13 protein-coding genes are annotated in these 14,728 nt (G+C 68.1%); 3 read left to right on the plus strand and 10 right to left on the minus strand.

Annotated elements, in window-relative coordinates; genetic code table 11:
• Window positions 1–45 precede the first annotated feature (45 nt).
• The 10 genes from VPH43_RS08015 to rpsB all read right to left on the minus strand — a co-directional run bounded on the left by VPH43_RS08015 (window position 46) and on the right by rpsB (window position 10,270).
• Entirely contained in the window at window positions 46–558 is a 513-nt protein-coding gene (locus VPH43_RS08015; RefSeq protein WP_328577156.1) for an OmpH family outer membrane protein, read from the minus strand.
• Window positions 558–2,876, minus strand: a complete 2,319-nt coding sequence (bamA, locus tag VPH43_RS08020; protein WP_328577157.1) for an outer membrane protein assembly factor BamA — start codon at window positions 2,874–2,876, stop codon at window positions 558–560. Before bamA ends, VPH43_RS08015 begins: the two co-directional genes overlap by 1 nt.
• A gap of 12 nt (window positions 2,877–2,888) precedes the next feature.
• Window positions 2,889–4,277 (minus strand): RIP metalloprotease RseP, encoded by a 1,389-nt coding sequence (gene rseP, locus VPH43_RS08025; protein ID WP_328577158.1) that lies wholly within the window; start codon window positions 4,275–4,277, stop codon window positions 2,889–2,891.
• Window positions 4,271–5,461, minus strand: coding sequence for a 1-deoxy-D-xylulose-5-phosphate reductoisomerase (gene ispC / locus VPH43_RS08030; protein ID WP_328577159.1), 1,191 nt, complete (start codon window positions 5,459–5,461; stop codon window positions 4,271–4,273). Before ispC ends, rseP begins: the two co-directional genes overlap by 7 nt.
• Before the next feature lie 19 nt (window positions 5,462–5,480).
• Window positions 5,481–6,317, minus strand: a complete 837-nt coding sequence (locus VPH43_RS08035; RefSeq protein WP_328577160.1) for a phosphatidate cytidylyltransferase — start codon at window positions 6,315–6,317, stop codon at window positions 5,481–5,483.
• 7 nt (window positions 6,318–6,324) lie between these two features.
• A complete protein-coding gene (gene uppS / locus VPH43_RS08040) occupies window positions 6,325–7,068 on the minus strand; it encodes a polyprenyl diphosphate synthase (RefSeq protein ID WP_328577161.1) in 744 nt (247 codons plus the stop codon).
• Between the two features lie 13 nt (window positions 7,069–7,081).
• Complete coding sequence (gene frr / locus VPH43_RS08045) at window positions 7,082–7,642, minus strand: ribosome recycling factor (protein WP_328577162.1); 561 nt, start codon at window positions 7,640–7,642, stop codon at window positions 7,082–7,084.
• 90 nt (window positions 7,643–7,732) lie between these two features.
• Window positions 7,733–8,443, minus strand: coding sequence for a UMP kinase (gene pyrH, locus VPH43_RS08050; RefSeq protein WP_328577163.1), 711 nt, complete (start codon window positions 8,441–8,443; stop codon window positions 7,733–7,735).
• A gap of 74 nt (window positions 8,444–8,517) precedes the next feature.
• Window positions 8,518–9,408 carry a translation elongation factor Ts gene (gene tsf, locus VPH43_RS08055; RefSeq protein ID WP_328577164.1) on the minus strand — a complete coding sequence of 297 codons (891 nt, stop codon included), beginning with the start codon at window positions 9,406–9,408 and terminating at the stop codon, window positions 8,518–8,520.
• 121 nt (window positions 9,409–9,529) lie between these two features.
• The gene (gene rpsB / locus VPH43_RS08060; protein ID WP_328577165.1) at window positions 9,530–10,270 is read right to left on the minus strand and encodes a 30S ribosomal protein S2; all 741 of its coding nucleotides are present in this window, start codon (window positions 10,268–10,270) and stop codon (window positions 9,530–9,532) included.
• A 172-nt stretch (window positions 10,271–10,442) separates the two neighbouring features.
• Between rpsB and VPH43_RS08065 the strand changes: the two genes are divergently transcribed.
• The 3 genes from VPH43_RS08065 to VPH43_RS08075 are packed head-to-tail and all read left to right on the plus strand — an operon-like array spanning window position 10,443 to window position 14,723.
• The gene (locus tag VPH43_RS08065; RefSeq protein WP_328577166.1) at window positions 10,443–11,792 is read left to right on the plus strand and encodes an amidase; all 1,350 of its coding nucleotides are present in this window, start codon (window positions 10,443–10,445) and stop codon (window positions 11,790–11,792) included.
• 4 nt (window positions 11,793–11,796) lie between these two features.
• Entirely contained in the window at window positions 11,797–13,131 is a 1,335-nt protein-coding gene (locus VPH43_RS08070) for an FAD-dependent oxidoreductase (RefSeq protein ID WP_328577167.1), read from the plus strand.
• 41 nt (window positions 13,132–13,172) lie between these two features.
• On the plus strand, window positions 13,173–14,723 hold the full coding sequence (locus VPH43_RS08075; protein WP_328577168.1) for an NAD(P)H-hydrate dehydratase: 1,551 nt from the start codon (window positions 13,173–13,175) through the stop codon (window positions 14,721–14,723).
• The last annotated feature ends 5 nt before the right edge of the window (window positions 14,724–14,728 follow it).

Raw genomic sequence — 14,728 nt, forward strand, 5'->3', positions numbered from 1 at the left:
GGCGGGCCCAAACAAATCGGGGCCTTCAGCAGGCCCCGGGGTTGGTCACTTGCCGGCGTTGAGTGCGTCGATCACCTTCTTGGTGATGTCCACACGGGCGCTGGCGAACACGGCGTCCTGCACGATGAGGTCGTACTTCTCCGTGTCGAAGATCATCTTGATGACGCGGTTGGAGCGCTCCACCACCGCGGCAAGCTCTTCGTTCTTGCGCTGGGCCAGGTCTTCCTGCAACTCGCGGCGCTTGCGCTGGAAGTCGCGGTCCTGCTCCACCAGCTCGCGCTGGCGCCGGTTGCGCTCCGCTTCGGCCAGGGTGGGTGCTTCCTTTTCGAGCTTGTCCGAGGCGGCCTTCAGGCGCGCGGCGACGTCGTTGAGTTCCTTGTCGCGCTTGCCGAATTCGGCTTCGAGCTTGGCCTGGGCCGCCTTGGCCGGAGCGGCTTCACGCAACACCCGCTCGCCATTGACGTAGCCAATCTTCAGCTCCTGCGCCTGCGCCATCGAGCCGGCGGCCAGCAGAGCGGCGGCCAGGCCCAGGGATTTCACGGTGGACAGGATGTTCATCAGAAGGCAGTCCCGATCTGGAATTGGAAGCGTTGGATTTTATCGTCCGACTTGTAGCGCAGCGGCGTGCCGTAGCTCAGCTGCAGCGGGCCGACTGGCGAGAGCCAGGACAGGCCCAGACCTGCGGAAGCGCGGATCGGGTTGCCACCAGGGATGTTGTAGTCCACCGGCTTCTTGTCCCACCAGACGTTGCCCGCGTCGGCGAAGGCAAAGACACGCAGCGACTTGTCGTTCCCGGTTCCAGGAACGGGGAAGTACAGCGAGGCGTTGACGTTGAAGCGCTTGTTGCCGCCGATGTAGGCGCCGGTGGTGTCCACCTGGCCCAGTGAGCCTTGCTCGAACACCCGCACCGAACCGAGGCCGCCACCGTAGAAGTTCTTGAACGTGGGATAGGCGCGGCCCTGCAGGCCGATGCCGTAGCCCACTTCCGCGTTGACGCCCAGCGTGAACTTGCTGAACACAGGGATCGGGAAGAACTGCTGGTACTGCAGGTTGGTGCGCAGGTACCGGGTGTCACCCGCCACGCCCCACTCGAAGTTCACACGCTGGTACTTGCCCGCGCTGGGCGTGATCACGCTGTCGCGCTCGTCGCGCTGCCAGCCAATGGTCAGCGGCACCGTGTTGCTGTTGCGGCCGAACTGGGCCACGTAGGTGGAGTACTGCGAGGGCAGCTGCGAGCCACGCAGTTCCGTGCGCTCGATGCCCAGGCCGAAGAAGACGGTGTCGACTTCCGAGAACGGCACGCCGAAGCGGATGGAGCCGCCCGGCGTGGTGATCGAATAGTCGGCACCGGCCTGGTTCAGCGGCTTGTTGGTCCGGTAGAACACGTCCACCGCGCGCGAGATGCCATCCACCGTGAAGTACGGGTCCACCGTGCTGAACACCACCGTGCGGTTCGTGCGGCTGGTGTTCAGCTCCAGGCCAAGGTAGTTGCCGGAGCCGAAGACGTTGTCCTGGCGGATCTGGGCGGTGAGCGACAGCTTCTCGGCGCTCGAGTAGCCGGCCCCCACCAGCAGGTTGCCGGTGGGGCGCTCGGTCACGTTGACCGCGAGGTCCACCTGGTCGGGAGCGCCCGGCACCTCGTTCGTCTCGACGCCCACGTCCTTGAAGTAGCCCAGGCGCTCGACGCGGTCCTTGGACAGCTTGATCTTCAGCCCGTCGTACCAGGACGATTCGAACTGGCGGAACTCCCGGCGCACCACCTCGTCGCGCGTGCGGGTGTTGCCGGCGACGTTGATGCGCCGCACGTACACGCGGCGCTGAGGCTCTGCGAACAGCACCACCACCACCTGGCCGGTGCCGCGGTCGATTTCGGGGCGCGGCTCGATGCGCGCGAAGGCGTAGCCGTAGGTGCCGAAACGGTCGCCAAAGAGCCGCGTGGTCTCGGCGACGTCCTCGCCGCGATAGGCCTCACCCGGCTTGATCTTCACCAGGTGCTTGAACTCGTCTTCCTTGCCGAGGTAATCACCTTCCAGGCGGACCGCCGTCACCGTGTAGGGCTGGCCCTCGCGGATGGTGATGGTGATGCTGATCTCCTGCTTGTCCGGAGAGATCGTCACCTGGGCGGAGTCGATCGCGAATTCGAGGTAGCCGCGGTTGGTGTAGTAGGCGCGCAGCGTCTCCAGGTCGGCGTTGAGCTTGGAGCGCGAATAGCGGTCGTTCTTGGTGTACCAGGTGAGCCAGCCGGAGGGCGTCTGCTCCAGCAAGCCCAGGAGCGTGCTCTCGGAGAACACCTTGGCACCGACGATGCGGATTTCCTTAATGCGAGCGGCGTCACCCTCGGTCATCGTAAAGGTCACGTTGACGCGGTTGCGCTCCAGCGGCGTGATGGTGGTCACCACCTCCGCGCCATACAGGCTGCGCGAGAGGTACTGGCGCTTGATCTCCTGCTCGGCGCGGTCGATCACCGCCTTGTCGAAGGGCAGGCCCTCGCCGATGCCCGCGTCCTTGAGCGACTTGGTCAGCGTGTCCTTGTCGAACTCCTTCAGGCCGACGAAGCTCACGTTGGCAATGATCGCGCGCTCCTCCGCGATGATCACCACCACGTCGCCCTCGATGTCGATGCGCACGTCCTTGAACAGGCCGGTGGCGAACAGCGCGCGCAGGGCCGCAGCGCCCTTCTCGTCGTTGTAGGTCTCGCCGACACGGAACGGCAGCGCGGCGAACACCGTGCCGGGGTCGGTGCGTTGCAGACCCTCGATGCGGATGTCTTTCAGCGTGAAGGGTTCGACGGCGTGAGCCGACGGCCCGTAGGCCGCAGCCACGAGGGCCACGCACGCGGCGACAGGGCGCAGGAATGAGCGATCAGCAAGGTGCATCAGACAGGGGGTTCAGTGCAGGCCCAGGAGGCGGGCCACATCGTTGTACAGGGCGAGTGACATCAGGAGCAGCATGATCAGCGCGCCACCACCTTGCAGCCACTTGAGCCACAGGCCGGCGACCGGACGCCCCGTCACAGCCTCGAAAATGTAATACATCAGGTGGCCGCCATCGAGCATGGGCAGCGGCAGCAGGTTCAGCACACCGAGGCTGACGCTCACCAGCGCAAGGAAACCCAGGTAGTAGGCTGGCCCCTGCTGCACCGACTGGCCAGCGAACTCGGCAATGGTGAGCGGGCCGCTCAGGTTCTTCAGCGACGCCTGGCCGATCAACATGCGGCCCAGCATCTTCAGCGTCAACGCGCTCACTTCCCAGGTGCGCTTCACGCCCTGTACCAGCCCTTCGACCGGACCATGGCGCACGGTGACCACCGCGGGCAACTTGCCAACGAACGCGTCGATGCGACCGACGGAACGCCCGCCTTCGCTCACCACGCGGGGCTGCACCACCAGTTCCAGCGTGCGGCCGTCGCGCTCCACGACCCAGGTCTGGGCCGGTGCGCTGGCGGCCTGGGCGCTTTCGCGGATGCGCTCGCGCAGCCGCAGGCCATCGTCCACCGGCTCGCCATTGAGCCGCAACACACGGTCACCGGCCCGCAGGCCCGCGCGCGCGGCCGGGCCGTCCGGCTTCACCTCGCCCATGACCGGTTCGCTGTAGGGCGCGCCGATGCCGATGCGTGAGGCCAGGGCCGCGTCCACCTCCTTGGCGTCAATGCGGTCGAGTTCGAGGACGACGTTGCGAGTCCCCCGACCACCGTGTTCCAGCACCCGCAGATGCAAGCGCTCGCCGCGCAGGGCAGCCTGCGTGAGCTCCCAGCGCAGATCCGCCATGGACCGGACGTCGGTCCACTGCGGGTCGGGCTGGTTGTCTTGGGTGACACCCACCGCGGTGATCTCGTCGCCGGCATGCAGACCGGCGCGCTGCGCCAGGCTGCCGGCCACCGGGGCGCTGATCACTGCCTTGGCTTCATCGATGCCGATCCAGTGCGCGGCTGCGTACAGCAGCACCGCCAGCAGCAGGTTGGACACCGGCCCCGCAGCGACGATGGCCGCCCGCTGCCACAGCGGCTTGTGGCCGAACATGAACGGCCGGTCGTTCGGCGTGATCGGCGGAAACTCGCGATCGTCGATCCAGCGCACATAGCCGCCCAGCGGCAGCGCCGACAGCACGAACTCGGTGCCGTCCGGCGTGGCCTGGCGGCGCCACAGCACACGCCCGAAGCCGATGGAAAAGCGCTGCACCTTCACACCGCAGGCGATCGCAACGCGGTAGTGGGCGTATTCGTGCACCACGATGAGCACGCCCAGCGTCAGCACGAAGGCCAGCGCCATGGTCAGCATGACGGCAACTCCGCAATGCACTGGCGGGCGCGCTCGCGTGCCTGCCCGTCCAGCGCCAGCAGGTCCTCCACCGTGGCATCGCTGCCCAGAACAGGCTGCACCCGTTCGATCGTGGTGGCGTTGACCCGATGGATGGCATCAAAGGCGATGCGCCGGTCCAGGAAGGCAGCCACGGCCTCCTCGTTGGCCGCGTTCAGTACCGTGGTGCTGCCCTCAGGGGCGCGCAGGGCGTCCCAGGCGAGTTGCAGGCCGGGGAAGCGGGCGGCGTCCGGCGCTTCGAAGGTCAGGGCCGACAAGGCCAGGAAATCAGGCGGTACCGCGCCGGACTCGATGCGTTCCGGCCACGCCAGGCCGTAGCTGATCGGCATGCGCATGTCCGGCGTGCCCAGCTGCGCCAGCACCGAGCCGTCGCGGCAGACCACCATCGAATGGATGAGGCTTTGCGGATGGATCACCACCCGTACCTGCTCGGGCGCCAGGTCAAACAACCACCGGGCCTCGATGACCTCCAGCGCCTTGTTCATCATGGTGGCCGAATCCACCGAGATCTTGCGGCCCATCACCCAGTTGGGATGGGCACAGGCCTCTTCCGGCGTGACGGCGCACAAGGTGGCCGGGTCGCGCTGGCGGAATGGCCCGCCGGAGGCCGTGAGCACGATGTGGTCGATGCGACGCGCCCAGGTGCTGCGGTCCTCAGGCAGGCACTGAAAGATGGCCGAATGCTCGCTGTCGATCGGCAGCAGGGTCGCACCGCCTTCCTTGACGGCGCGCATGAACAGTGCCCCGCCCACGACCAGCGCTTCCTTGTTGGCCAGCAGCAGGCGCTTGCCCGCGCGTGCGGCGGCCATGCAGGGCGCGAGGCCGGCCGCGCCCACGATGGCGCCCATGACGGCATCCACGTCCGGATGCGCCGCCAGGTCGCACAGGGCCCGCGGGCCGGAGAGCACCTCGGTGCGCGAGCCGGCTTCCTTCAGGCGCGCGCGCAGGCTGGCAGCCGCTTCGTTGCTGTGCACTGCGGCGAAACGCGGCTGCCATTGCAGGCATTGCGCCAACAGCGCGTCCAGCTGGCTGTAGGCCGTGAGCGCGAACACCTCGAAGCGGTCGCGGTGGCGCGACACCACGTCGAGCGTGTTGGTGCCCACCGAACCGGTGGACCCCAGGATGCAAAGGCGTTGACGCGCCACAGAGAGTCGTCCTTCGAAATCAGGCGAGCGCCAGGGCGAGCGCGATCGGAAACACCGGCAAGAGGGCGTCGATGCGATCCAGCACCCCGCCATGGCCGGGCAGCAGCTGGCTGGAGTCCTTGGCGCCGGCGGCACGCTTGACCAGGGATTCGAACAGATCACCCACCACGCTCATGGCGGCCAGCACCAGCAGGCTGCCCAGCATGCCGCCCAGCCCCCAGGTGCCGGCCAGCTGCGTGAAGAGGCTGGCCGACTCGGCGGGCAACTGCCGGTCCAGCGCCATCCAGGCCAGCGCCAGCACCAGCACGCCGGCCATGCCGCTCCACACCCCTTCCCAGCTCTTGCCCGGGCTGATGGAGGGTGCAAGTTTGCGCTTGCCGAAGGCCCGGCCGCCGAAATAGGCCGCAATATCCGCCGCCCACACCAGGCAGAACACCGACAGCAGGAAATTCACGCCGTTGGCCTTGGCGTGGCTCAAGGCCAGCCAGGCCGCCCACAGCGCCACGCAACCAATCAGCCAGCGCAGCAGGCGTGGCACCTTGGGCCAGCCGGAGGGCCCGGCACGCAGCGCCAACGGCCCGGCCACCAGCCAGAGCGCGGCCACCACCCACCAAGTGCCCGACGGTGCAGCGACGGTCCAGCCCAGCGCCCACGCCGCCCCACAGGCCGCGGCCACCAACAGCCCGCTGCCCACCGCAGCGGCACCGGGAAGCTGGTTCAGGCGCGCCCATTCCCAGCCGGCCGCCGCGATACCCACCAGCGTCAAGGCAGCAAAGGGCCACACCATGGGGGCGAACAGGGCAGGCAGCAACACGGCGAGCAGCACGAGGGCGGTGATCACGCGCTGCTTCAGCATGCTGGCCTCAAATGGAGTTCTCGGCCACGGGCTGGCCGGTGGGAACAGCGCCGAACCGGCGGTCGCGGGCGGCAAACGAGCGCAGCGCGCTGTCGAGTTCGGCCTCGCCGAAGTCGGGCCACAGGCAGTCGGTGAACACGAATTCGGAGTACGCCACCTGCCAGAGCAGGAAGTTGCTTACGCGCACCTCGCCGCCGGTGCGGATAAAGAGATCGGGGTCGGGCGCGTAGCTCATGGCCATGAAGCGGCTCAGCGTCGTCTCATCCAGCGCCTCGGGCGCCACGCCGGCGCGCATGGCCTGGCGGCACGCCTGCACCACGTCCCAGCGCCCACCGTAGTTGAAGGCCACCGACAAGGTGATGCGCGTGTTGTGCGCGGTGGCGCTCTCGGCCTGGTTCCAGGCCTCGCGCACCTTGTCGGACACCGCGTCGCGGTCCCCCACGATGCGGATGCGCACACCTTCCTTCGCCAGCTTGGTCAGGTACTTGGACACCGCCACCAGCACCAGGCCCATCAGGCCGGACACTTCCTCGGTGGGGCGCTTCCAGTTCTCGGACGAAAAGGCGAAGACGGTGAGGTATTCGATGCCGCGGTCGGCGCAGGCCTGCACCGTGCGCACCAGGGCATCCACGCCCTGCTTGTGGCCGAAGAAACGCGGCATGAAGCGCTTCTTGGCCCAGCGCCCGTTGCCGTCCATCACGATGGCGACGTGGCGCGGAATGTCCGCACCGTTCACAGCTGAAGAGGACAAGCTTTTCGCCCGTTCAGACCGCGAGGATTTCCGCTTCCTTGGCGGCAATCAGCTTGTCGATTTCGGCGACGGTGCGGTCGGTGAGCTTTTGCACGTCGTCTTGCGCGCGGCGCTCTTCGTCCTCGGTGGCCAGCTTGTCCTTCAGCAGCTTCTTCAAGTGCTCGTTGGCATCGCGGCGCAAGTTGCGCACGGCCACCTTGGCGTCTTCGCCGGCATGGCGGACCACCTTGGTGAGGTCGCGCCTGCGCTCTTCAGTCAGCGGCGGCATCGGTACGCGCAGCAGGTCACCCTGGGCTGCGGGGTTCAAGCCGAGGTCCGACTCGCGGATGGCCTTCTCGATCTTCTGGCCCATGCCCTTTTCCCAGGGCTGCACGCTGATGGTGCGTGCATCCAGCAGCGACACGTTGGCCACCTGGCTGATCGGCACCATGGAGCCGTAGTAGTCCACGTGCACCTGGTCCAGGATGCCCGGGTGGGCTCGGCCGGTGCGGATCTTCTGCAGCTCGGTCTTGAAGGCCTCGACCGATTTGGCCATCTTGGCCTGGGCCGTGTTCTTGATGTCGGCAATGGTCATGCTGCCCTCCGCAGAGCCGTCTCAAGGCGGGCAGGCGCCCCCTCGGGGGGCAGCGAACGAATGTGAGCGTGGGGGTCCATAACAATCTCCTCAAACGTGAACCAGGGTGCCCTCGTCTTCACCGAGCACCACACGCTTCAACGCGCCGGGCTTGAAGATGGAAAACACCTTGATCGGCAGCTTCTGGTCACGGCACAGCGCAAACGCGGTGGCGTCCATCACCTGCAGGTTCTTCGCAATCGCTTCGTCGAAACTGATGGTGGCGTAGCGCGTGGCGGCGCTGTCCTTCTTGGGATCGGCCGTGTACACCCCGTCCACCTTGGTGGCCTTGAGCACGATTTCGGCGCCCATTTCCGCGCCGCGCAGGGCGGCGGCGGTGTCGGTGGTGAAGAACGGATTGCCCGTGCCGGCCGCGAAGACGACGACCTTGCCTTCTTCCAGGTACTGCAGCGCCTTGGGCCGCACATAGGACTCCACCACCTGGTCGATCGCGATGGCGGACATCACCCGGGCCGTCATGCCTTCCTGGCGCATGGTGTCGGCCAGCGCCAGGGCGTTCATCACCGTGGCCAGCATGCCCATGTAGTCGGCGGTGGCGCGGTCCATGCCCACCGAACCGCCGGCCACGCCGCGGAAGATGTTGCCGCCGCCGATGACCACCGCCACCTCACAGCCGAGCTGCGTCACCTCCTGCACTTCCTTCACCATGCGGACGATGGTGGCGCGATTGATGCCGTAGGCGTCATCGCCCATCAGCGCTTCGCCGGACAGTTTGAGCAGGATGCGCTTGTGCATCGGCATGCGGTGTTCTCCCAGGGGTCGTGCTCGTGTCAATGTCGGAGTTTAAAGGGGCGCCGCAGCGCCCCTTGGTGTGCTTACTGCCCCTTGGCAGCGGCCACCTGCGCGGCCACTTCCGCGGCGAAGTCGTCGACCTTCTTCTCGATGCCCTCGCCCACCACGTACAGGGTGAAGCCCTTCACCGTGGTGCTGGCGGCCTTGAGCATCTGCTCGACAGTCTGCTTGTCGTTCTTCACGAAGGTCTGGTTCAGCAGCGACACTTCCTTCAGGAACTTCTGCACCGAGCCTTCGACCATCTTGTTCACGATCTCGGCCGGCTTGCCGGATTCGGCGGCCTTCTCGGCGGCGATCTTGCGTTCCTTGTCGATCAGCTCGGGCGACACGTCGGCGGTGGACAGGGCCACCGGCTTCATGGCCGCCACGTGCATGGCCACATCCTTGGCGGCCACGTCGTCACCTTCGAACTCCACCACCACGCCGATGCGGGTGCCGTGCAGGTAGCTGGCGAGCTTGCCGCCGCCGGCATAACGCTTGAAGCGGCGGATGGACATGTTTTCGCCGATCTTGCCGATCAGGCCCTTGCGCACGTCTTCCACCGTCGGGCCGAAACCGTCTTGCGACAGCGGGTAGGCGCCGATGGCGGCCACGTCAGCCGGGTTGTTGTCGGCGATCAGCTGGGCCACCGACTTGACGAACGCCAGGAAGGAGTCGTTCTTGGAGACGAAGTCGGTCTCGCAGTTGACCTCCACCAGCGCGCCGGTGCTTCCGTTCACCACGGCGGCGATCACGCCTTCGGCGGTGATGCGGGAAGCGGCCTTGCCGGCCTTGTTGCCCAGCTTGACACGCAGGATCTCTTCGGCGCGCTCCATGTCGCCTTCGGCCTCGGTGAGGGCCTTCTTGCACTCCATCATCGGGGCGTCGGTCTTGGCGCGCAGTTCGGCGACCATGCTGGCGGTGATTGCAGGCATCGTGTGTTCTCCTTGCTCGTCGGCGCGACCCGTTTTGTGCGGAATCGGCCGGATTTGTTCAGGGGGCTTGGAAAAAAGGGGCTGAATCAGCCCCTCGTTCCGGATCCGGGGAGGATCGCAATCAGGCTTCGTTGACCTCGACGAACTCGTCGCTGCCGGTGGCGGCCTGCACCACTTCTTGCGTGGCGTTGGCCTTGCCTTCCAGCACGGCGTCAGCGACGGCGCGGGCATACAGCGCCACGGCCTTGGCCGAGTCGTCGTTGCCGGGGATCACGTAGTCGATGCCTTCCGGCGAGTGGTTGGAGTCGACGATGCCCACCACCGGGATGCCCAGCTTCTTGGCTTCGGCGATGGCGATCTTGTGGTAGCCCACGTCGATGACGAACAGCGCGTCGGGCAGCGCGTTCATGTCCTGGATGCCGCCGATGTCCTTTTCGAGCTTGGCGATCTCGCGCTGGAACATCAGCGCTTCCTTCTTGATCGACGGCTCGGTGCCGGCCTCGATCTGCGCCTGCATGTCCTTGAGCTTCTTCAGCGAACCCTTGACCGTCTTGAAGTTGGTCAGCATGCCGCCGAGCCAGCGCTGGTCGACATAGGGCATACCGGCGCGCTGGGCTTCCTGGGCGATCACTTCGCGCGCCTGGCGCTTGGTGCCGATCATCAGGATCGTGCCGCGGCGGCTGCTCAGCTGGCGCACGAACTTCATCGCTTCCTCGAACTTCGGCAGCGTCTTTTCGAGGTTGATGATGTGGATCTTGTTCCGATGGCCGTAAATGAACGGGGCCATCTTCGGGTTCCAGAAGCGCGTTTGGTGTCCGAAATGGACACCGGCTTCCAGCATTTCACGCATGGTGACGGACATGGAGAACTCCAAGGTTGGTTCTAAAATCCGGCTTGAAATCGCAGCTCGCGGAACTCCTGTGTTCCCGCGGTTGCGACACCTTTGATGCAGCCGGGTTCGCGATTTGTCTATCGTCGCTCGGGCTTTCAAAGCCGTTGCGCTTGAGATAAACCCAAAGAGTATAGCACCCGGCATGACCCTCGATCTCTGTGCGGCGGCCAGCGCCGTGGCGACCGGCCAGCTCACCGCGCAGGACGCGCTGCGCCAGGCCCAGGCCGCAGCAGCCCTGCCAGCGAACCGCCATACCTTCATCCGCCGCTTCGAGGCTCAGGCCGAAGCGGCGGCGGCTGCGGTCGACGCGCTGCGCGCAGCAGGTGGGCCGGTCCCCCCGCTGGCGGGCTTGGCGGTGTCGGTGAAGGACCTGTTCAACATGGCCGGCGCTGCCACCACGGCCGGATCGCTGGTGCTGGCGGATACGGCGCCCGCGCGGCAGGACTCGGCCATGGTCGCCCGCCTGCGCGCCGCGGGCGCAGCACTGGTGGGCCACACCAACATGACGGAGTTCGCTTTCTCCGGCGTCGGCATCAATCCGCACCATGGCACACCGGCCAATCCGGTCACGGCCCCGCTGGATCCGTTGGCCCGCGTCCCCGGCGGTTCCAGCTCCGGCGCTGCGGTGTCGGTCGCCACCGGCGCCGCCTGGGCCGCGCTCGGCTCGGACACCGGTGGCTCCATCCGCATCCCGGCGGCCCTGCAAGGCCTGGTCGGCTTCAAGAACACGCAGGCGCTCACGTCCAACGAAGGATGCCTGCCGCTGTCACCCACCCTGGACACCAGCTGCGCCATCACGCTCACGGTGCGCGACGCGGTGCGCCTGCATGAAGTACTGGCGGCCCGCACGGTGCGCCTGGTGAACCGGCCGTTGTCAGCCACCCGGCTGGGGGTGCCGCAAGGCAGCCTGCTGGAAGCGCTGGAGCCCACCGTGGCAGCGGCGTTCGAACGCACGCTGCGTCGGTTGCGCGACCAGGGGGCCCAACTGGTGGACCTGCCGCTGCCTTCGCTGGAGGAGCTGACCCGCCTGCAGGCCAATGGCGGTTTTGCGGCCGCTGAAAGCTGGGCCTGGCACCGAGAGCGGCTGCTGCGCGACGGCCACCGCTACGACCCCCGCGTGGCCACCCGTATACGGCGGGGCGAAGCCATCAGCGCGGCTGACTACCTGGACCTACACGCGGCGCGCCGCGCATGGATCGCCGAGGCGGGCCGCGCGATGGCTGGCTTCCACGCCATGCTTTCGCCCACCGTGCCGATGGTGGCGCCGCCGTTGCAGCCCTTGCTGGACAGCGACGACCACTTCTTTCGCACCAACGCGCTGCTGTTGCGCAACCCCTCGGTGGTGAACCTGCTGGACGGCTGCGCCCTGTCCCTCCCCTGCCACGCCGAAGGCGAGCTGCCGGTGGGGCTGATGGTCTGGCATGCCGGCCATCACGACGATGAGGTGCTGAGCAGCGCCCTGGCGATCGAAGCCGCGCTGGAAGAAGCCTGACACCATGCGCGTTGCAGTGATAGGCGCCGGCATCATCGGCGTCACGACGGCCTACGAACTGAGCAGCGACGGCCACGAGGTGACCGTGTTCGAGCGTCGCGGCAGCGTCGGCGCGGAAACCAGCTTCGCCAACGCGGGGCTGGTGGCGCCGGGTTACGTCACCCCGTGGGCCGCCCCCGGCATGCCGGCCAAGGTGCTGCGCCACCTGTTCAGCCGCCACGCCCCCGTACGCCTGGGCGGCTGGCCGGACGCCGCCTTGCTGCGCTGGGTGTGGCGCTGGTGGCGCGCCTGCAACCCGGCCAGCTACGAGCTCAACCGCGGGCGCATGTTCCGCCTGGCCCGCTACAGCCAGGATCGGCTGCGCGGCCTTACCGAAGCGCTGCAGCTCGACTACGAGCAGGCCAAGGGTTGCCTGGTGCTGCTGCGCACCGAACGCGACCTCGCCCTGGCCGAGCCCGGTTTGCGCCTGCTGGAAAACCTGCAAGTGCCGTTTGCGCTGGCCGACGCTGCCGCCTGCTACCGCATCGAGCCGGGCCTCAACGCCGAGACGCCGCTGCACGCGGCCATCCACCTGCCCGAAGACGAGGTGGGCAACTGCCGCCAGTTCGCCCATCTGCTGAAGGCGGAGGCGCAGCGCCTGGGCGCGCAGTTCGAGTTTCATCGACGCGTGCTGGCCATCGAACCCGGGCACAGCGTGACACTGCGCCACCAGGCCACCGCCAGCCATGCCGCATCGACGCTGGTGGACAGCAGCGCGAGCACCTCGCCGGCCAGCACGGAGAGCGACTCCGACCCGGTCGACGAGCGCTTCGATGCGGTGGTGGTGTGTGCCGCGCTCGACAGCGTGTCGCTGCTGCGGCCACTGGGCGTCGAGTTGCCGCTCGCGCCGGTGCATGGCTACTCCATCACCGCACCGCTGCGCCAGCGCGAGATCGAACTGCGCCTGGGCCCGCGGGCGGCGCTGATGGACGAGCGCTACAAGGTCGCCATCAGCCGCCTCGGCCAGCGCCTGCGGGTGGCCGGCAGCGCTGAACTCGGCGGCTCGCTGCAGCAGCAGTCGGACGCCGCATTCGCCACCCTGTACCGCGTGTTGCACGACTGGTTTCCCGGCGCGGCGCAGGTGGGGCGAGCCCAGCGCTGGAAAGGCGCGCGGCCGATGCTGCCCGACGGGCCGCCCGTGCTGGGCCCCAGCGGCGCGCCCGGGGTGTGGCTGAACCTCGGCCACGGGTCCAGCGGCTGGGCCTTGTCCTGCGGTTCGGCCCGCCTGCTGGCCGACCGCATCGCAGGCCGCGCACCCGCCGTGGACACCGAGGGCTTGGGCATCGAGCGTCTGCGCTGACACCGCCTCCTGCACCGACGCGCCGGCGGCAGAATGCACCGATGCCCTCGGTACTGGCTCCTCCGGTTCCTGTCCTGCCTGGCACGGCGACGTCCTGGCCGCTGCATGGGCTGGCCGCCTCGCGGGCCATCGAACAAGCCAGCCTGGCCGGCCTGCCGCCGCACACGCTGATGCACCGTGCGGGCACCGCCGTGGCCCGCCTGGCACTCGCGGTCGCCCCGCACGCGCAGCACATCTGGATTGCGGCCGGCCCGGGCAACAATGGTGGCGACGGCCTGCAAGCCGCCATCGCGCTGCAAGCCGCCGGCAAGCGGGTGAGCGTGAGCTTGCTGGCAGCGCCCGAGCGTTTGCCTCCGGACGCCCGCGATGCCTACGAGCGCGCCCGCCAGGCCGGTGTGCCTATCGAGCACACCGCCGTCCCGACCAGCGCTTGCGAGCTTGGCATCGACGCGCTGCTCGGCCTGGGCAGCAACCGTCCGGTGCAAGGCGAGATCGGCGCCGCGGTCGACGCGCTCAACCGGCTCGAGGCCCCGGTGCTCGCGGTCGATCTGCCCTCCGGGCTTCAGGCGCAGACCGGCGCCCTGCTCGGCGGCCCGGTGGTGCACGCCGATCACACCTTGTGCCTGCTGAGCCTCAAGCCCGGGCTGTTCACCGGCCTGGGGCGGGATCATGCCGGCCGGGTGTGGTTGTCACACCTGGGTAACCAAGCCGATGCGCCGGCCGAGGCCTGGTTGAGCGGCAGCGACGGTCTGGCCGAGTTGATGCCCCTGCGTCGTCACGCGCAGCACAAGGGCAGCTTCGGCGACACCGTCGTCGTGGGTGGCGCCACCGGCATGGAAGGTGCCGCCTGGCTGGCAGCGCGCGCGGCGCTGTGCGCGGGGGCCGGCCGCGTGTATCTCGACCTGCTGGGCGGCCACGCCGGATTCGCCGGTCCGCCGGAGCTGATGTGCCGGCCGGGCCTGGTGATGAGCCGACCACAGGACCTGGCGAAGTCCACGGTGGTGTGTGGCTGCGGCGGCGGCAACGCCGTGGGCACGGTGCTGCTCGCAGTGCTGGAACACAGCGCCCGCCTGGTGCTGGACGCCGATGCGCTGAATACGATCGCCGCCGACGCTTCGCTTCAACAGCAGCTCGCCCGGCGACATGCGCAGCGACTGCCCACGCTGCTGACGCCGCATCCGTTGGAAGCCGCCCGTCTGCTGGGCTGCGACGCCGCCACAGTGCAGGCAGACCGCTTCCGGGCGGCCGCCGCCCTCGCCGATCGGCTGGCGTGCGCCGTGCTGCTCAAGGGCTCGGGCAGCGTGTGTGCTGCCCCCGGTCAGCCGCCGCAGGTGAACCCCACCGGCAACGCCCTGCTCGCGAGCGCCGGCACTGGCGACGTGCTGGCTGGCTGGGCAGCGGGCCTGTGGTCGCAACAGCCCCGCTCCGACGTCGATTCCAGCGCAGAGGCCCAGGTGGTGGGCGCTGGCGCTGCGTGGCTGCATGGCCAGGCAGCCGATGCGGCGCAGGCGGCCGGACGCGCCATGCCACTGACCGCCTCGACCCTCATCGACGCGATGGTGGCCGAGGCCACCATCCTCGCCCGCCGCTGACCCGC

It is taken from the genome of Ideonella sp. BN130291 (genome assembly GCF_036231905.1).
Taxonomy (GTDB): Bacteria; Pseudomonadota; Gammaproteobacteria; order Burkholderiales; family Burkholderiaceae_C; genus CAMLIZ01.

Excerpts from the sequence above, each read along its gene's own strand:
- VPH43_RS08015 (WP_328577156.1), bottom strand. The coding sequence starts at position 558 with ATGAACATCCTGTCCACCGTGAAATCCCTGGGCCTGGCCGCCGCTCTG.
- bamA (WP_328577157.1), bottom strand. The coding sequence starts at position 2,876 with ATGCACCTTGCTGATCGCTCATTCCTGCGCCCTGTCGCCGCGTGCGTG.
- rseP (WP_328577158.1), bottom strand. The coding sequence starts at position 4,277 with ATGCTGACCATGGCGCTGGCCTTCGTGCTGACGCTGGGCGTGCTCATC.
- VPH43_RS08035 (WP_328577160.1), bottom strand. The coding sequence starts at position 6,317 with ATGCTGAAGCAGCGCGTGATCACCGCCCTCGTGCTGCTCGCCGTGTTG.
- frr (WP_328577162.1), bottom strand. The coding sequence starts at position 7,642 with ATGACCATTGCCGACATCAAGAACACGGCCCAGGCCAAGATGGCCAAA.
- pyrH (WP_328577163.1), bottom strand. The coding sequence starts at position 8,443 with ATGCCGATGCACAAGCGCATCCTGCTCAAACTGTCCGGCGAAGCGCTG.
- tsf (WP_328577164.1), bottom strand. The coding sequence starts at position 9,408 with ATGCCTGCAATCACCGCCAGCATGGTCGCCGAACTGCGCGCCAAGACC.
- rpsB (WP_328577165.1), bottom strand. The coding sequence starts at position 10,270 with ATGTCCGTCACCATGCGTGAAATGCTGGAAGCCGGTGTCCATTTCGGA.
- VPH43_RS08065 (WP_328577166.1), top strand. The coding sequence starts at position 10,443 with ATGACCCTCGATCTCTGTGCGGCGGCCAGCGCCGTGGCGACCGGCCAG.
- VPH43_RS08070 (WP_328577167.1), top strand. The coding sequence starts at position 11,797 with ATGCGCGTTGCAGTGATAGGCGCCGGCATCATCGGCGTCACGACGGCC.
- VPH43_RS08075 (WP_328577168.1), top strand. The coding sequence starts at position 13,173 with ATGCCCTCGGTACTGGCTCCTCCGGTTCCTGTCCTGCCTGGCACGGCG.